At 40.5% G+C, this 17,096-nt stretch carries 17 protein-coding genes; 10 read left to right on the forward strand and 7 right to left on the reverse strand.

The genetic code is table 11. The features are described 5' to 3' along the window. Positions 1-83 precede the first annotated feature (83 nt). The 4 genes from PHI74_00085 to PHI74_00100 all read left to right on the forward strand — a co-directional run bounded on the left by PHI74_00085 (position 84) and on the right by PHI74_00100 (position 6,053). Positions 84-2,918, forward strand: coding sequence for a GAF domain-containing protein (locus PHI74_00085; protein MDD5484423.1), 2,835 nt, complete (start codon positions 84-86; stop codon positions 2,916-2,918). 529 nt (positions 2,919-3,447) lie between these two features. Further along, positions 3,448-4,407: an ATP-binding cassette domain-containing protein gene (locus tag PHI74_00090; protein ID MDD5484424.1), complete on the forward strand. Its 960-nt coding sequence runs from the start codon at positions 3,448-3,450 to the stop codon at positions 4,405-4,407. After that, positions 4,407-5,177: an ABC transporter permease gene (locus PHI74_00095; protein MDD5484425.1), complete on the forward strand. Its 771-nt coding sequence runs from the start codon at positions 4,407-4,409 to the stop codon at positions 5,175-5,177. Before PHI74_00090 ends, PHI74_00095 begins: the two co-directional genes overlap by 1 nt. Before the next feature lie 156 nt (positions 5,178-5,333). After that, positions 5,334-6,053 (forward strand): HAD family hydrolase, encoded by a 720-nt coding sequence (locus PHI74_00100; GenBank protein MDD5484426.1) that lies wholly within the window; start codon positions 5,334-5,336, stop codon positions 6,051-6,053. 64 nt (positions 6,054-6,117) lie between these two features. On the opposite strand, the gene PHI74_00105 is transcribed toward PHI74_00100, so the two are convergent. The 5 genes from PHI74_00105 to PHI74_00125 form a co-directional block, all read right to left on the reverse strand. Continuing rightward, the gene (locus PHI74_00105) at positions 6,118-6,810 is read right to left on the reverse strand and encodes a DUF1614 domain-containing protein (protein ID MDD5484427.1); all 693 of its coding nucleotides are present in this window, start codon (positions 6,808-6,810) and stop codon (positions 6,118-6,120) included. 84 nt (positions 6,811-6,894) lie between these two features. Next, a complete protein-coding gene (locus PHI74_00110) occupies positions 6,895-7,419 on the reverse strand; it encodes a KH domain-containing protein (GenBank protein ID MDD5484428.1) in 525 nt (174 codons plus the stop codon). 5 nt (positions 7,420-7,424) lie between these two features. Next, positions 7,425-8,177, reverse strand: coding sequence for a serine protein kinase RIO (locus PHI74_00115; GenBank protein ID MDD5484429.1), 753 nt, complete (start codon positions 8,175-8,177; stop codon positions 7,425-7,427). After that, on the reverse strand, positions 8,174-8,416 hold the full coding sequence (gene eif1A, locus PHI74_00120; GenBank protein MDD5484430.1) for a translation initiation factor eIF-1A: 243 nt from the start codon (positions 8,414-8,416) through the stop codon (positions 8,174-8,176). The genes PHI74_00115 and eif1A overlap by 4 nt, the downstream gene beginning before the upstream one ends. A 47-nt stretch (positions 8,417-8,463) precedes the next feature. After that, positions 8,464-9,444, reverse strand: coding sequence for a tyrosine--tRNA ligase (locus PHI74_00125; GenBank protein MDD5484431.1), 981 nt, complete (start codon positions 9,442-9,444; stop codon positions 8,464-8,466). 121 nt (positions 9,445-9,565) lie between these two features. Here PHI74_00125 and PHI74_00130 point away from each other — a divergent pair, with 121 nt between their 5' ends. Further along, positions 9,566-10,528 (forward strand): calcium/sodium antiporter, encoded by a 963-nt coding sequence (locus PHI74_00130; GenBank protein MDD5484432.1) that lies wholly within the window; start codon positions 9,566-9,568, stop codon positions 10,526-10,528. Positions 10,529-10,586: 58 nt separating this feature from the next. Here the strand turns inward: PHI74_00130 and PHI74_00135 are convergent, their stop codons facing one another. Further along, the gene (locus tag PHI74_00135; GenBank protein ID MDD5484433.1) at positions 10,587-11,318 is read right to left on the reverse strand and encodes a ZIP family metal transporter; all 732 of its coding nucleotides are present in this window, start codon (positions 11,316-11,318) and stop codon (positions 10,587-10,589) included. 313 nt (positions 11,319-11,631) lie between these two features. On the opposite strand from PHI74_00135, the gene PHI74_00140 reads away from it, so the two are divergent. Next, positions 11,632-12,108, forward strand: coding sequence for a rubrerythrin family protein (locus tag PHI74_00140; GenBank protein ID MDD5484434.1), 477 nt, complete (start codon positions 11,632-11,634; stop codon positions 12,106-12,108). An 8-nt stretch (positions 12,109-12,116) separates the two neighbouring features. Here the strand turns inward: PHI74_00140 and PHI74_00145 are convergent, their stop codons facing one another. Then, positions 12,117-12,542 carry a hypothetical protein gene (locus PHI74_00145; GenBank protein MDD5484435.1) on the reverse strand — a complete coding sequence of 142 codons (426 nt, stop codon included), beginning with the start codon at positions 12,540-12,542 and terminating at the stop codon, positions 12,117-12,119. Positions 12,543-12,878: 336 nt separating this feature from the next. Between PHI74_00145 and PHI74_00150 the strand changes: the two genes are divergently transcribed. The 4 genes from PHI74_00150 to gatA all read left to right on the forward strand — a co-directional run bounded on the left by PHI74_00150 (position 12,879) and on the right by gatA (position 17,096). Then, positions 12,879-13,916 carry a hypothetical protein gene (locus PHI74_00150; GenBank protein MDD5484436.1) on the forward strand — a complete coding sequence of 346 codons (1,038 nt, stop codon included), beginning with the start codon at positions 12,879-12,881 and terminating at the stop codon, positions 13,914-13,916. Between the two features lie 174 nt (positions 13,917-14,090). Then, positions 14,091-15,425 carry an adenylosuccinate lyase gene (gene purB, locus PHI74_00155; protein ID MDD5484437.1) on the forward strand — a complete coding sequence of 445 codons (1,335 nt, stop codon included), beginning with the start codon at positions 14,091-14,093 and terminating at the stop codon, positions 15,423-15,425. Then, positions 15,422-15,700 carry an Asp-tRNA(Asn)/Glu-tRNA(Gln) amidotransferase subunit GatC gene (gene gatC / locus PHI74_00160; GenBank protein ID MDD5484438.1) on the forward strand — a complete coding sequence of 93 codons (279 nt, stop codon included), beginning with the start codon at positions 15,422-15,424 and terminating at the stop codon, positions 15,698-15,700. Before purB ends, gatC begins: the two co-directional genes overlap by 4 nt. 1 nt (position 15,701) lies before the next feature. Beyond that, entirely contained in the window at positions 15,702-17,096 is a 1,395-nt protein-coding gene (gatA, locus tag PHI74_00165) for an Asp-tRNA(Asn)/Glu-tRNA(Gln) amidotransferase subunit GatA (protein ID MDD5484439.1), read from the forward strand.

Consider the following 17,096-nt stretch of genomic DNA (forward strand, 5'->3'; position numbering starts at 1 on the left):
TTGGTTGATGAGATTTTACTTATCAATCTACTAGTATATTACAAAGATTTATATTACAGATATCTGATATTAATCATGGAAAAATGGAAGAGATGAAAATAATTAAACAAGATACTAAAAAATGGCTTTTAAATATACTTGATCCCGCCAATACTTTTAGTTTAGGGAAGTTACTTGAGGTAATCGCTCAAAGAATTGCTGAAAGAACACATGGTGAGGATTGTACTATATATCTACTAAAAGACAAAGAAAATAAGTTGGTGTTATCTGCAGCTACTCGTCCAGTCTTTGCTGAATTAATTGGTGAGGAAGAAGCGGAATATAAACCAAATGAGGGGCTCACTGGTTGGGTCTTTCAAAAAAAGGAGTCTTTAAAAATCAAGGATGTACACAACAAAAACGAGCTCAGACAAATTTCTCCGGATTTAGTGTGGAGAGATAAATTAGGAACTTTTACTCGATTTCCAGTTAGAAATCGATCAATATTAGTTGCTCCTATCCATACAAAGGAAAGTGCGGGTGCTATAGGGGTTATATTAGTAACAGTAGCAACTGATAGTGAATTTTCCGATAAGGATAAAATATGCCTCGAAGAGGATGCCATCAATTTAGCATACCTTTTAGAAGAGATGGATTTGTATAGAAATAATAACTCTTGGGTCGCTAATCTAAAGATTGGTAGTACTCGAAGTAAGGATAAGCTACTTGAACATATAGTTAACGAAGCAGCACATATTATTGGAGTGGGGGCACTTTGTTCAATCTTTTTTTTGGATAAACAAACAACAAAATATTTTTTGAAAAAAAGCACTCATAAAGAATTTGAAGATGAATACAAAAAACAAAATTTATCATATGGGGTTGGCGAGGGTAAGACTGGGTGGGTTGCAAAAAATAACAAAACACTAAAAATAGATGATTTAGATGATAAAATTCTTTTAGAGAGGTATGGACTATTAAGTGAAAGTACAAAAAGAGAAATATGTGAAACAATATCTCAGTTTGGGGAGCAAGCGAAATCTTTTCTTGCCGTTCCAATTAGAAATATTAATAACAAAAATGAAGTTATCGGCATTATCCGAGTGCCTAGTACAAAAAAGAATGCATTCACTGATGAACACACAATCCTGCTTGAACGCTTTGCAGACCAATTATCACCCATCATTGAGGAATCTAGGATATTTGAGGCAAGGAACGAGTTGGTAGACACTTTTCTTGAAATGGCACAAATCCAGGACTTAAAATTGTTGTACCAAAGAATGGCTGATGAAGGAAAATTACTTGTTGATGCTGGTGGATGTTCTGTTTTTATAAAATCTAAAAGTGATCCAGAATGTTTTGAACTTAAGGGAACTACATCCCCCCCATCTTCCCCTATTGATGAAATAGCTGTTAAATCTGGGAGGGGTCTTACTGGGTATGTAGTCCAAACAGGAAAAACTCTGTGTTTACGGAACGCTGAGGACGAAAAAGAGCTCGATGAGATTGAAAAAGGTCTTCGGAGACTTGGTGAGTATTGTGAGGTTAAGAGAGTTGGACCATTTTTAGCAGTTCCTGTTAAGACAACAAATACCCTAACTGGAAAGGAAGATGTAATTGGAGTAGTTCGTGCGCCTCGCGAATATGAAAAAATTGATACTCAAGAGTTTTACACTGAAGCTGATAAACATCTATTTCAGTTTTTTGCAAGATATCTAAGTCTAGTTATTTCTAGGGTTAAAAGAGAAGCAGATGATCGAATAAGAATAAAACAATTTGAAAAATCTGAGAAGGAAAGAAGAGAAAATTTCGAAAATATTTTCTCTAAGTGTCTGCTTGAAAAATGTCGCGATATATCTGAACTTAGTTATACACCGCAAATTCAAAAATTTTTATCTCATTACCCATCATCAGGAGACTTAAAATCGGGTATGGATAAAGTCAAAATTAAATCTCCAATTGAAGCCGTTTTAGACTCCATTAGTTCGCTTTGGCAAATAGATGAGATGGAAAAATACAATTGTAATTTATTTAATGAACTAAAAAATATAGAAGTTTTGCTAAAAGAGATCCCCCACTATCGAGATCATTTTATGCATCAGTTTCAAGTGTTTCTTTTAGGATGTTGTATAATCGATAAGATGTACAAGTTTAAGAAGACTAAAAATTTTTCTACTTTTTCTGATTTATATTTTAAGTCAATTGAAAATACTTTGTCTGGCAATCAAAAATTTAGTGAGGATGAAAAACGTAAAATAGCTGAGACTGCTTGGCTAATTGCCTCGACAACCCACGATCTTTGTTATCCCCTAGAAAGGTTCGATGATTGGATAGGTATATTTATTTCTACTTTCTTTAGCACTGAGAAGAAGTTGGTGGGTGATATTGAGTTAACAAAACTTGCAGGTGAAGCACTACCATATATAGATAGATGGGCAGAGTTTTGTGGGCAATCAATGAAGATTGGAAGTGATCTTGTAAATAGTCTAAAATCTAAGTTTCTCGATAAAATGGGTGAGAGAGATCATGGAGTTCTTGGAGCTCTTTCTATCTTGAGTAAAAATGTAATGAATAATGAAATAATTTTACCTGCAAGTATCGCCATTGCTTCACATAAGAAAATGCTATCTGATTTTCCAGATATAACATTCGAAGATTCTCCACTGGTTTTTCTCTTGAATTATTGCGACATGGTACATGAATGGGGGCGATGTAAAGATGTTGGATTTGAGGAGGAACTGCGCTTATTGGAAAAGCTAGAAATTTCTCCAAAAAATATAAGAACTGAAATAAAACTGGGGGATAGAAAAAAAGCAAAGAATAAACTCGAAGAGTTACGGGGTTGTTTTTCAAAATTAAGGTCTTCTAAACCTATTTTTTGTATTTACATTAAAGATATTCCTGATGGAGTGGACTCCACATTCAGTGGAAGACAATAGGCGTGCTATGCGTCTGATAAATATAATATAAAATAGTCATTTTACTATGCTTTTCAAGATCGTCTGTGTAAGCTATGAAGTTACGGTCATAATTGCTTTCAACGATTGAAACGAATTTATTTCCAATCTCGGATAAGCACCGCCTATCCGCTGGGATGCCCTATCTCTTCTTTTTCTTCTACTTCTTCATCTCATCAATCCCATCCCAATTCTCGGAATAACTCCTTCATATTTGTGCTCTCTGGTATATCTCTTGATAGGAAGTTGGTTTGGTCTGGATTATAGTTATTAGTTTGTTTAATATATTATTTACCATACAACTTCACTGGTTTATTACTAGGCAAGGGAATAAACAATGATTGATAATGTCCCACCTCATCGGGATTCGATTCGTTGTTTGAGAGTATTTTTCGATTACATTACATTATACTCTTAAAGATGCGCATCTTGGAAAATTTATGCTTGTTTATGAGGTCTACGTTTAAGATAATTAGACGTTATTAGGTATCATAATATTCGAGTGAACTGGATGATCAACATTGAAAATTTAACAAAGAAATTTGAAAAAATAACTGCGGTGGATAATATAAGTCTACGGATAAAAGAAGGAGAGATATTTGGGTTGCTTGGACCAAATGGGGCAGGGAAAACCACGACCCTTCTGATGTTAACCACCCTTAAACCACCGACTTCAGGCACTGCAACTATCAATAATTTTGATATCATTAAACAACCTGATATGGTCAGAAAGTCGATTGGAATAGTGTTCCAGGACCCAAGTTCAGATGAGATACTAACTGGTTATGAGAATCTTAAGCTTCACGGATGGCTGTATGATATGCCGGATGATTTACGGGAACAAAGAATTATCGAAGTTCTTGACTTGGTCGATCTCACGAATAGGAAAGATGATTTAGTAAAAAAGTACTCAGGTGGCATGAGAAGAAGGCTGGAAATTGCCAGGGGGCTTATGCACCATCCAAAGGTGTTATTTTTGGACGAGCCGACTCTTGGGCTTGATCCCCAATCCCGTGAATATATCTGGACCTATATCGAGAAATTATCCAAGGAAAAAAACATTACCATTATTTTAACCACTCATTATATGGATGAGGCTGATAAATTGTGTGACCGTTTGGCCATCATCGACAGCGGGAAAATTGTTGTCATCGGTTCTCCAAAAAAATTAAAAAAAGATTTGGGCGGAGATATCATACGAATAAAAGCTGAAAAACTTAACATCGACGCTTTAAAACAATTAACCTATGTCAAAAATATCACTAATTGTGATGGTGAATTCTGTTTGACCGTTGAGGATGCCAATTTAAATTTACAAGAAATTTTGGGTATTGTCGGTAAAGTCGATTCCGTGGAGATCCGAACACCGACACTCGATGACGTATTTTTACATTATACCGGTCGAGGAATTCGAGAGAGTTCCCCGGAAGGTGGATGGGCTGAGAAAGCCATGCACATGAGGTCGAATTAATGGGTGAATTGAAAGGTATTTATGCCTTATGGTACAGGGAAATCAAGGTATTCACGAGAGAACGGTCCAGAGTTATCTCATCGATTGTTAATCCTCTGCTGTGGTTTTTTATCATCGGTGGGGGTCTTGGAGCATCTGTCTCATTTGGTAGTATAAATTATCAAACATTTATCTATCCTGGTATCCTAATTCAAACAGCACTATTTTCTTCTATTTTTTTCGGGGTTTATATTGTCTGGGATAAAAAAATAGATTTCATGAAAGAAGTACTGGTTGCACCTATGAAAAGAACCTCGATATTTGTTGGTAAGATACTTGGCGGGTCTACGGATACATTGATTCAAATTATCATTTTATTAACCATCGGTGTTGTTTTTATTGCAACCGGGATTATGAGCGGAATAAATTTTAATTTTTTCACAATATTTGTTACCCTGGTCTTTTTGTATGTGACAACGGTTGGACTTGTCAGCATCGGGCTTATACTTGGCTCTCAGATGGAAAGCCCCGAAGGTTTTCAATTGATTATCAGTTTTGTTATTTTTCCCATGTTTTTTTTATCGGGGGCACTTTTTCCCATAAATAATTTACCGTCCTGGTTAGCCCCTTTCATATTGGCTAATCCAGTAACATATGCAGTGGATGGTGTCAGGGGCGTTCTGATCGGCTCCTCAAGGTTTAGCCTCGTATATGATTTCCTGATAATTTGCATTTTCTCAATAACAATGATCTCAATTGGCACGTATGCATTTAAAAAGATGAAAATTTAGTAATTATTTTTTTTATAAAGCTTAAAAAATCAGTATTATGCTGCCACCATCGGGAATGTTTGTAGGTGCCCAGCTATGATTTGCTTCTTCATCTCGCCAATCGCATGCAACAATGGAAAACCTTAATCATCTTTGGGTTGATTATACAGACTCCGCATGAGCGAAAAAACGATCTTCTTCGACGCATATGGGACCCTGCTGGAGCTTGGAAACTATCACCAGGACCTTTCTGCGCTTATGTTAAAGGAGACCAAGTGCGACTTGGACCTGGATTCATTTCACTTGGCATGGAATACTGAATTTGAGCGAATGGTCTTCGATATAATTGGAGGTCAGCGCCCTTTCACAACCCTTCGGGTGATTTACGGGGCAAGTCTTAAGAGCGCCTTTCTCCAGCACTCGGTTCACCTCGAAGATGAGCGGGTGGCTGAACTCAACATCATTTGCAGGGAATTCTTGGACCAGCGATGCTCCGTATTGCCTTCAGCAAGCAGAATAATATGCAAGCTGAAAGAGGATGGTGCTAATGTGGGTTTAGTATCCAATGGCGACGATGAAGAGGTTCTGTATCATCTGGGAGATCTGGTTGAAATTTTTGATTCAGTGATAACCTCTGAAAAGGTTGGGCTGTATAAACCCGACCCAGAGATATTCAGGATCGCTCTGGGGGAGCTTGGGGCCAAGGCATGTGATTCTCTGCATATAGGTGATAATCTTCGCATCGATGTGGCAGGCTCGAACAAAGCCGGGATCGGCTCGATATGGTATAACCGAAGGAACAAGCGTCCTGTCGATGGCATCCATCCGATGTTCACCATATCAGACATGGAAGAAGTTTTGGAGATCGTTAACCTGATGTTCCCGCAGCATCGATGATATGGTAAACAGTATGCACTGATGAGTTGACTCATCGTATTTCTTGATTTCCAAGGCAAATGCCCTAGGCAAAGAACGAGAACAGCACCGACAATAAGACCGTGATGTAAACTGCTTGGAAGCTCCCGGTTCCGCCGAGATTGACATAAGCGCTTCCACGCTCTTTTATTGAGTGTAATCGTGTCACCATCCCAATCAGTATGCCCAGAACGCCTGAAACGAGGATCACGGGTGCGATGCTTTGGGGTGATAAGGCTAATGCGAACGGGATCGTTAAAAATCCGATACAACTGGGAACCGTTATGCCCACTCCACTTTTCGGTTCAGATAGCAGGTTTGTGGCAACTATCATGATCAACGTGATCAGTATAGTCTCCAGCATGGGTGTGATGTGAAAAACGCTCAGAGCAAACAGCAATGGCAAGATAAATCCACCTATGTTCAGGGTAACCATCGTATTATATATGCGTGGATCCCCGCTCTCCAGTTCCTCTTTCAACGGTACGGAATAAACCTCTCCCAATAGCAAAGCCTCATGACTAGTATAATCTGGTTTCTTCGTCCTTGTACGGTATAGTGGCATCTCAAAAACTTGCAATAAGAATATCGCGGCGATTATGGCAAACAATGTATTAGGGAAAAGCCCAAGAGAATTGCCCAACTTTCCCACATAACACAGGTAAAATATCGGGAGCAATAAAAAGCCAAACAGCGCAAACATTTTCGAATCTGGCTTGTTGATGAGGCCCCTGACCATCCTACCACCCTAGAGCAAGTTGTTCGTTGGCTACTTAAATATACCGTAGAAAGGCACGCTCCTCTTCGTCATCTTATATGGGGGCTAACCGAGGATTTCCTGGATATCTCTCTCCTTTTTCTGCTTCTCAAGATAACCATATACGGGTGCATGTGGCGCCCCCCTGATCAACATTTCGATGCCCCTTCTTACGATCTGGATTTGGTCTGGTGTGCCTATTATTCCAACTGTTTTTGCATAGACCGAAATCTTTGCGCCCGTCAATGTCTCCATTAGCTCTCTTGTCCTTCCACCCTTTCCAATTATCCGTCCCTTCACTCGTATGATGTCTTTTTTCGCCTTAAGCATCTTGGATAAATCTATTGTGTCCAACATGAGCATTTCATCTTCGAGTAATGAAAGTGCCCTTTCAGGACTGAAACCCCGTCCAATCGCCTTGATAACCTCGCCTGCCGTCATCTCCTTCAGGGAATCAGAGGAGTTGATCTGGACACTCCCCAATTTACTGTCGATGTTAAGGTTGACGCCGAGTTTTTCAATTATACTTTTGGTGCTTCCATTAGCACCAATTATAACCCCCACCCTATCTAGTGGAACTTTAACATACATTGAACTCACCTGATCTTTGCAACGACCTCTTCATCGGAACATTCCACGCCCAACTTTCTAAAAAATCTAACTACATTCTTCACGTCCCTAAGAAGAAAAGCCTCAGCATTAGGGTGGTCCCTTGTGACGGACTGCCCCATATCGATGAAAATCGGTGAGCCATCATACAAGATGTTGTACTCACTCAAATCAGCATGAACCAACTTTGATTTATTGTAAAGGATGCTCATATAGTCCACGATCTTGGCGAGCAGCCCAGCGGGGTCCTCAATTTCATGTGCTACCTCCTTTAGCAGAGGTGCCGGACGTTCATCCTTTCCGATGAACTCCATAACCAAGATGTTCCTTTCCACCACCATCGGTTTCGGAACCCTAACTCCGGCTTCATATGCCTTACCCAGATTTCGCAACTCTTTTCGAGCCCAAGCAAACACGATGTCTTTTTTGCTATGTTTTATGTTTTTGAATCTGGGATCGCCTGTCAAATATTCCTGCATCGCCTTGAAGTCACTGGTAGCTATTTTATATATCTTGATGGCAAGCTCGCCCTCTTTACCGATGGCATGAAACACGTTTGACTCTTTTCCGGTACTGACGACTCCGCCCATTGCATTGATGATATTCTTGCTTGCGAGTCTATACAGGGCTTTCAGCGTGGGAACGTCAAATACGTCGCCCCATACTTTTAGATCCTCAGAATCTTTTACCCTTACTCGCAGTCGTTCAATCTTTTCGTCGATTCTTTGAATCTCCTTCATGTTTTGCCTTTTAAGTATCCCCTGCGCTCCAGCCAATCCACCTGCGGAGAGGTGTATCTCCAAGTCACATCTGCTTTATCGTCCTGGAAATCCCAAGGCACGATGATTACGACATCTCCGTTGCGTATCCAAATCCGCTTTTTCATCTTACCGGGTATTCTGCCCAGTCTTGTCTTTCCATCCAAACATCTAACGCTCACTCGATTAGCGCCAAGCATGCCCTCCACGATACCCAGCATCTCTTTACCCTTGGGAATTCGCACACGTACGATCTCTTCTTCTTGATTCAAATTAACACCTCTCGTACGGGGTCCAAGATCTCATTTACATATTCTATTGCAGCATTCTTCATGTCCAAAGGATGCAATGTGTCGGAAACGAAATCCCTCTCCAGAGAATCATAGGATGCATAATGCAGGTCTCCTCCAAACTTGTCTGGACGTTTGATCGTGACTTCGGAGAATCTAGGAAAGATATGGTATCTGAACAATTGGACTATCGGGTTATCCTTTACTTGCTTTGGACAAAAGGCATCGCTAATCTTTTGTTTGACTTGCTCACCGGAATCATCCACTGAAATGTAATTTTCCTTTGATGAACTCATCTTTGCTCCATCCAATCCAACTAAAATCGGTATATGTATGCATATCGGAGCTCTTAGCCCAAGCTTTGGCATCACCTCTCTGGCCAGCATATGGATCTTACGCTGATCCATGCCTCCTACTGCAACATCTATACCAAGCTCTATTATATCTGCCACCTGCAAGACCGGGTATACCACGTTAGAGGTTTTCATGTTTTTTGGGTCCCGAGCTATCATCTTCATACTCCTTATTGCCCTTTTTTCAGTTATATGGCTCATCAGCCTATGGCTCAACATCTGATATTCGGGAGTCATTTGAAAGCCATCTTTATCTGAGAGATCATACCCATCTGAGCCGCCGAGCACAAATGTCGTCTTATTTGGGTCGAGCCCCATAGCCTTGAATGCTTCTTTATTCTCCTTTGCCATTCCCCTGATCTCCTCCAATTCTCCTTTTTCGTTCAAGTACGCATGGAGATCTGCCAAAAGAACGATGATCTCAAATCCGGCCTTTTGGAGATCGAGCAGTTTGTTGACTGTGAGAACGTGTCCCATATGTATTTTTCCAGAAGGCTCATATCCCACATAAGCAGTTAGACGCTTCTTGGACTCGATCAACTCCTTCAACTCATCCAATGTCACGATCTCTTCTACATTTCTGGTTACCAAAGATAATTTATCCATCTGGGTCTAACAAGGGGTGGCAATATCTTAATGTTTTGCCTCAATTCAGCTAGTTGTGCTTTTTGCCCTCTAAAAAATCTGAAATAGACATTTATAAAAGGAGCTACACTTAAGCACTGTTATGCTTGAATACCTAGGGCTAATATTGGGGCTCGCCCTTTTATACAAGGGTGCAGATTATCTGGTTGATGCCTCATCCTCTCTAGCTAAGAGGCTTGGCATCTCTTCTTTAGTAATTGGGCTGACAATTGTTGCATTCGGCACATCGATGCCCGAGCTCATCGTTAATGTTTATTCCTCTTTTCAAGGAAATGCTGATATTGCCTATGGCAATATCGTTGGAAGCAATATCTGCAATGTATTGGTGATACTGGGCATTGCTGCCCTACTAATGCCCTTAAAAGTTCAAAGCTCAACGGTTTGGAAAGAAATACCATTTGCTTTGATTGCCGCTCTAACTCTTTTTGCGATGTCAAATGAGGCATTCTTTAATTTAGCAAGCACTAACTCTTTGACAAGGACGGATGGAGTGGTCCTGCTTTTCTTTTTTATGATTTTTTTGTATTATGTTTTTGGATTAACCAGGTCTAAACAGGGAGAAAGTGCAATAGGGGTTGAAGTGCATAAACATAAAGGAATCATCCTCTTTTTCATGATGGCTGGTGGCTTTGCTGCCTTATATGTTGGCGGAAGGCTTACTGTGGATTCAGCAGTTAATATAGCAAGGCAGTTTGGAATTAGTGAGCTATTAATCTCCTCAACGATTGTTGCGGTGGGCACATCTTTACCTGAGCTGGTGACATCCTTTATGGCAGCGCTAAAAAAGGAAATGGACCTGTCAGTAGGGAATGTTATCGGCTCAAATATCTTCAATATATCCTTCATAATGGGCGTAAGCGCGGTTATCTCTCCTTTGGCTGTGCCGGTAGGAATAAATTTTGATTTTATTGTTCTGATAATCGCCACCATATTATTATTTATTTTTATGTTTAGCGGCACAAAGCGTAGATTAGACAGATGGGAAGGAATGATACTTCTATTGCTGTATGTTGTTTATATTGCTGTTATAGTTGTGAGGGGCTAATCACCACTCTTCTAATTTGAGTTTCGAGTTTTTAGCTGACTCTTTTTAGGCATGCCTATCACAATAACCTCAATAAAATAACAAGTGAAATTCCTAAAATTAAAGAAAAAATTGTGGAATGATCTTCTGATTTGCCGCATGAATTTGGAATGATTTCATCGCTTGTAATATATATCATTAAGCCAGCAGTAGCTCCTATAATTAGTCCAACCAAAGATGTGGAAATGCGGGTATACACCAAGTTAGCGATTAGTAGTCCTATTAAAATTGGGATTGCTGTCGACGACGAAACCAAAAAGGACTTTAACCTTTTTTTAGTACAGTAAAAATATGGGGCAGAGGTGCATATTCCTTCAGGAATATTATGGATTGCAATTGCTAAAGCTATGATAACACTTACTTTAGCTGTTGAAACAGCTCCAATGGCTATGGCCATTCCTTCAGGGATGTTATGCAAAAATATTCCTGTAATGAGGAACAAGGTCGTTCTTTTTAATTTATGTTCTTGGTCTTGAGAACAAAGTTCTGGATGTACGTGGGGGATTAGTTTATCAACGATGTACATAGCAACTGAACCTAAACCAATCCCTAAAAGACACATCTCTTCTGAAGAAAGATGTATGCTTTCGGGAATAAGCTCTAAAAAAGAAATAGCTAACATCACCCCTCCTGCAAAAGCCAACATATTGTACATGAACTCTTCAGAGGGCTTTTTTAGGACGCCAATTAACGATCCTGTTACAGGACCTAAAACTGAAATTGCTATGATGATTAATAATGTGTTATTCATTTTTCAACTCTAATAAAAAGATTAAACTGCATATAAGCTTTATCAAAACTTTCTCTGAGTTTTTGAGACTATTTTGTAGTGGATTTAGTCTTTCTGGTACGGGATATAATCTATATATTAAAGGGCGTTTTCTTCCACGGAAAGATTTAAGGTGCAATTAATATTGTATTATAGAGTATCAATATTACATAATGAAAAATAGGACCTAAAGCTCTGAATAAGTATTGTGTTGAAATGAACATTGTTAGGCACATTTGCTATGGGGATATACAAATGAGTAAAACAGAAGAAAACCTAAAAGCTGCTTTTGCGGGTGAAAGTCAGGCTAGAAATAAGTATCTTTTTTTTTGCAGAGGTTGCAAGAAACGAGGGTTATCACTATATAGCGAAAATATTCGAGGAAACGGCACTTAATGAGATGCAACACGCAAAAGACGAATTTAAGCGTTTGGGGGGCATCGGGGATACAAAAGCAAATCTTAAGGAAGCGGCTGAAGGGGAACGTTATGAAGCCTCTGATATGTATCCAACATTTGCCAAGGAAGCCGAGGAGGAAGGGAACAAAGAGGCTGCAATGCTGTTTAAGCAAATAAGGAAAGTCGAAGCAGAGCATGAGGCACGCTATAAAAAGCTATTGGAGATGGTGGAAAAAGGCACTGTGTTCAAAAGGGATACGCCGATAAAGTGGAGATGTTCGAAGTGTGGATACGTGTATGAGGGAACAGAACCACCGGCAAAGTGCCCATGTTGTGGATATCCACGTGAATACTATGAGCCAGAGGAATTTTAGTTTAATTCTTATTTTTTCTCACTCAATTTAGAGGAAGTCCAACCCCCCAGTAAGGCAAACATCCCATAAATTAGCAAGGTTATAAGTCCATTAATCAATGAAAGAATTGTTAGATTGATCAAAAAATGATTTTGCGGAAATGGCATGTTTGCTAAATAAGGCATAACGGAAAGTGGAATCAACCATATCATCCCGACAAAACAGAATATTCCAATAATGAAAACTTGTTTGAGATTGAATTTATTTTTTGTTGCGTTCCATCCTGCGATGAAGGTAATCAAACCAGAAAATATGCCAAGCGGATTGTAAGCTAATTGCGACATTATTTTTAGTTGAACTGATGAGAATATCCCAAGACTCACAATAAATACGGCTATTATATGCTTCCACGAGAATTTCAAATATTCATTGAAGGATTTATCAAACATTTTCATGTTGTAACTGTTTACTTCTTTATTATATAAATTTCCGGCAAACCCCTCTTTGGGGGCGATTTCTGCTTTTCTATTCTATATATCTGCTAACTTCCTTATTCATCTTTTACGGCTCTCCATATAGTTTAATTCTTATTTTTAATGTATTTAAAGGGTTCAAAAGTCTTTGGGCAATTTAACTTAGCATCCATATTAAGAGAAGTTTTTGATAAGAAGTGGGGTAAAATTTGGGTGAAAGGAGGGTATGAAGGAAACCTTTAGAGTAGGGGCTCACCCAACTGAAACCGTTTAATTCGTGTTATCCTAATCCGCCCTTAAGAAGTGGGGGTGGGTAGTATGACGCAGGACGGCTGCACAAATACGGAAAGAATTATATGTCTTACTAAGGTTACTTATTATGATATGGTGGAATTACCGTTTATTGTGAATTTTATTGCAGAATCTGCTTTTGCATTTGTCTTTGTACCTTTCTTTTTAGGAATGATGCCCCCTATACATTCGAAATCTATTTTTAAAGGTCTATTTGGGATGATATTTCTTTTCCTTTTTTTTGCAAGAAAATTCAGTTTTAATTTTTTTATAGATACCTCTATTTTTATAGTTTTCATAATTTATGGAATTATGGTTCTTGTGCCCATGATTAAGTACAAAGGAAAAATGTACGCCATTGAAGAGTATCAAAAGAAACCTCAAAAACCAAAATATGGTCTTAATGATACTATAAAAAGGATTAATAACTTTATTTATGTTGCTTTGTTGGCTTGTCTGTTTTTGCTAATCTCAGTTTTTGTTGGTGCTAAAGACATAACGACTCTTTTTGGGATTATTTTTTTGCTAAGCATATTAGTAATTATGGGAAATCATTTTATGAATGGTCATATTAAAGATACAACTAATATCGATCCTAAAAAAATTAAAGTCAATTTGTTAACTCTTATGAGTTTAACTCTAATGCTCTCTTTGATGATATTATTCGTTCTTTTATTTAATGTTAGCAAATATTTTCCAACACTGTTAGATTCTTTTCCATTTATTGCATTTTTAGTTGCTGTTCCACCATTATATATCTCAAATTATCTGTTGGAACGTTCGAGATTGACCTTTTTCAGAGATCGAGATGTAGCAAAAATTTTTATTTCCAATATTCTACATTATTCAATAATTTCTGTAGTTATTATAATTATTTTATCAGATATCCCCGTTGCTTTAAGTGTGCTAAAAGGACAGAATGTAAGTAAAATGATCTATTGGGTCATTGGATTTGTATTTTTTATTACTCAAGCTTTAACGATAATTCTCAAGAAATCTCTTTTATTTGGACTAGAATCAAAAATTATTAATTTATCTACCTTAAAAAGTCTGGCGTCCGAGTAATATTTTGCCTAACAACTATTAATCGAGATAATTATTCGCTTTATATATAGATTTCAGAGTTAAGATGCATTTCTGAAATTATTTTTCATCCCCATCCATACTTTAATAAAATCCACTGAGAATAAGGGTAAATACTTTAATCATCAGAGGAAATAGCTTTTTCAGGAGATCATTATGGCAATTCATCCAATTGAGTACCGATATGGCACGCCAGAGATGAAAAAAATCTGGACCGAAGAGGTGAGGCTGCGGAAGTTTCTTGAGGTGGAGGCTGCACTGGCAAGGGCAGAAGCGGATGTCGGGCTGATACCAAAAGAAGCCGCAAATACGATTGCTGCCAACTTAAGCAAGGTCAAAGTTCCCAGGGTCAAAGAGATCGAAGATGAGATCGGGCATGACATGATGGCTGTTGTGCTCGCGCTTGCAGAGCAGTGTGGTGATGCCGGCGAGTGGATTCACTTTGGTGCGACCTCAAATGACGTATCGGATACTGCGCTTGCTCTGCAACTGAGAGACGGAATCGATATACTAGAGAGAAAATTAAAAGGATTGAAGGGCGTATTGGTGAATCTGGCTTTGGAGCACAAGCATACCATCTGTGTATCCCGAACCCATGGTCAGATTGGGGTTCCCACTACGTACGGGCTCCGCTTTGCCATCTGGGCATCCGAGGTGGGTCGACATCTTCAACGCTTGAATCAATTGAAGCCAAGAATTCTGGTTGGTCAGATGAGCGGTGCAGCGGGCACCGGAGCTGCGTTCTCTCCTTTTTATATGGGGGTCAGGGATAAAACGATGCAGTACCTTGGATTGGGCACAGTTGACGTCTCGAATCAGCTCATACAGCGTGATCGATACGCAGAGCTTGTGATGTTTTTGGCAAATGTGGCAACTACGCTTGATAAAATCGGAATCGCCTTGAGAACTCTTCAGAGGAGCGAGATTGCTGAGGTCGAAGAAAGCTTTGGATCCAGGCAAGTGGGCTCATCTACGATGCCCCATAAGCGCAATCCTATTAAGGCAGAGCAAGTATGTGGCTTGGCCAGGGTCATCAGGGCACAAGTCGAGCCCTCCTTGCTGAACAACACGCTGTGGGATGAACGCGACCTGACGAACTCCTCCTGCGAGCGAATCCTATTCCCGGAGGTCATGATACTGACAGATCACACGATCGATACCATGGTAAAAATCCTGCAGAATCTTCAATTACATCCTGAAAATATTCGGAAAAATCTTGACCTGCTGAAAGGAGTGAACATGTCCGAGGCAGTGATGATCGGATTGGCGAAGCGGGTTGGTAGGCAGCGGGCGCACGACCTCCTCAGAACATGTGCGATGAATGCCCGCAAGACAGGTAAGCATATGGCAGATGCGCTCCTTGAAGACGAAGAGATCATTAAGCACCTTTCCCCAAGTGAAATCGAGCATCTGATGAATCCAGAAAATTACATTGGCGCTGCAGTGGAGCAGGTTGAGCTGGTGGCGAAAAAGTTAAGAGATGAACCATGATCACTGAGGAAACCGTAGATCACCTTGGTTGGTTGGCAAGGATAAAGCTGACTGAGGAACAAAAAGAGAAGTTCACAGATCAGCTGAACTCGATACTAGGTTATTTTGAGAAGCTGGATGAGGTTGAGGCAGATGTTCCCCCCACCCATCATGTGTTGGGGCTTACGAACGTTTTTCGAGATGATGTAGCTGGGCAGTCGATCAGCCAGGAAGAAGCACTTGGCAATGCGCCCAAGAAGGAAAGAGGGTACTTCAAAGGCCCAAGGATAGTGTAGCATGAACGTCGATGGTCTACGAGAAATGCTCCAGAGCGGGAAGTCTGCGGAGGAATTGCTTCACTCCATCTTTGACAAAATCGAGCGCAGCAAACTGAATGCGTTCGTCACCCTCGCAAAGGAGAGCGCATTGGAAGAGGCAAGAAGGGCGGACAAACATGGCGCGAAAGGAATGCTCGGAGGGATCCCGATCGGAATCAAGGATTCCATCTCCACCAAGGGCATACAAACCACCTGTTGCTCAAAAATTCTGGAGGGGTACATCCCTCCATATGATGCGCATGTAATTGAGCGATTGAAGGCAGAGGGCGCAATCATCATCGGCAAAACGAACATGGACGAATTTGCAATGGGAACCTCCACTGAAACCAGCTGTTTCGGCCCCACCAGAAATCCATGGGACCTGAACAGAGTGCCGGGAGGCTCTTCCGGCGGAAGCGCCGCAGCCGTGGCAGGTGGAGAAATCCCTCTTGCACTTGGCTCGGATACCGGCGGCTCAGTTCGATGTCCTGCATCTTTTTGCGGCGTGGTGGGATTGAAGCCCACTTATGGCTCGGTTTCCAGATATGGACTGATCGCATATGCCAACTCCTTGGAGCAAATCGGTCCTTTTGCTGGCAATGTAAAGGACGTTGCGCTGCTCTTAGACGCAATCTCAGGCTACGACCCAAGAGATTCGACTTCTGTGGCTAAAAAGTGTGAATACCTGAAAGAACTCAGGGATGATGTCTCTGATGTGAAGATAGGCGTTCCCAAGGAGTTCTTCGGCGAAGGCATCGATGAAAAAGTGGAAAAAGCGGTATGGAGCGGTATCACGGCTCTGGAGGACGGGGGGGCCTCCTACACAGAAATCAGCTTGCCTCACACCAAATATTCCCTGGCAGCTTACTACATAATTGCGATGAGTGAAGCCTCATCCAACCTAGCACGATTCGATGGCCTTAGGTACGGTCTTCGTCTGGGAAAGGACAAGGATTGGCATACCACTTTTTCAGAGATCAAAGCCCAGGGTTTTGGTGAAGAAGTGAAGCGAAGGATACTCTTGGGAACATATGCGTTATCGGCCGGTTATTATGGGAAGTATTATCTCAAAGCGCTAAAAGTGCGCACTTTGATAAAGCGCGACTTTGAATCCGCTCTGAAGGATACGAATGTGTTGATAACGCCGACCATGCCTTTCCCTGCATTCAAGATAGGTGAGAAAATGGGGGAGCCCTTGGCATTGTACCTGGCAGACGTAAACACCGTTCCCATAAATTTGGCAGGGGTGCCTTCCATATCTGTCCCATGTGGATTTGCAGGAAAACTGCCGATCGGCATGCAGATCATTGGGCGCCATTTCGATGAAGCCACAATCTTGCGAACCGCATATGCTTTTGAGCGGGGGATGACATGA

The organism is Methanocellales archaeon (assembly GCA_028715985.1).
Classification (GTDB): domain Archaea; phylum Halobacteriota; class UBA148; order UBA148; family UBA148; genus UBA148.

What these genes read in the sequence shown, in the direction of transcription:
- PHI74_00085 (MDD5484423.1), top strand. Translation starts at nt 84, where the DNA reads ATGGAAGAGATGAAAATAATTAAACAAGATACTAAAAAATGGCTTTTA.
- PHI74_00090 (MDD5484424.1), top strand. Translation starts at nt 3,448, where the DNA reads ATGATCAACATTGAAAATTTAACAAAGAAATTTGAAAAAATAACTGCG.
- PHI74_00095 (MDD5484425.1), top strand. Translation starts at nt 4,407, where the DNA reads ATGGGTGAATTGAAAGGTATTTATGCCTTATGGTACAGGGAAATCAAG.
- PHI74_00100 (MDD5484426.1), top strand. Translation starts at nt 5,334, where the DNA reads ATGAGCGAAAAAACGATCTTCTTCGACGCATATGGGACCCTGCTGGAG.
- PHI74_00105 (MDD5484427.1), bottom strand. Translation starts at nt 6,810, where the DNA reads ATGGTCAGGGGCCTCATCAACAAGCCAGATTCGAAAATGTTTGCGCTG.
- PHI74_00110 (MDD5484428.1), bottom strand. Translation starts at nt 7,419, where the DNA reads ATGTATGTTAAAGTTCCACTAGATAGGGTGGGGGTTATAATTGGTGCT.
- PHI74_00115 (MDD5484429.1), bottom strand. Translation starts at nt 8,177, where the DNA reads ATGAAGGAGATTCAAAGAATCGACGAAAAGATTGAACGACTGCGAGTA.
- eif1A (MDD5484430.1), bottom strand. Translation starts at nt 8,416, where the DNA reads ATGCTGGGTATCGTGGAGGGCATGCTTGGCGCTAATCGAGTGAGCGTT.
- PHI74_00125 (MDD5484431.1), bottom strand. Translation starts at nt 9,444, where the DNA reads ATGGATAAATTATCTTTGGTAACCAGAAATGTAGAAGAGATCGTGACA.
- PHI74_00130 (MDD5484432.1), top strand. Translation starts at nt 9,566, where the DNA reads ATGCTTGAATACCTAGGGCTAATATTGGGGCTCGCCCTTTTATACAAG.
- PHI74_00135 (MDD5484433.1), bottom strand. Translation starts at nt 11,318, where the DNA reads ATGAATAACACATTATTAATCATCATAGCAATTTCAGTTTTAGGTCCT.
- PHI74_00145 (MDD5484435.1), bottom strand. Translation starts at nt 12,542, where the DNA reads ATGAAAATGTTTGATAAATCCTTCAATGAATATTTGAAATTCTCGTGG.
- PHI74_00150 (MDD5484436.1), top strand. Translation starts at nt 12,879, where the DNA reads ATGACGCAGGACGGCTGCACAAATACGGAAAGAATTATATGTCTTACT.
- purB (MDD5484437.1), top strand. Translation starts at nt 14,091, where the DNA reads ATGGCAATTCATCCAATTGAGTACCGATATGGCACGCCAGAGATGAAA.
- gatC (MDD5484438.1), top strand. Translation starts at nt 15,422, where the DNA reads ATGATCACTGAGGAAACCGTAGATCACCTTGGTTGGTTGGCAAGGATA.
- gatA (MDD5484439.1), top strand. Translation starts at nt 15,702, where the DNA reads ATGAACGTCGATGGTCTACGAGAAATGCTCCAGAGCGGGAAGTCTGCG.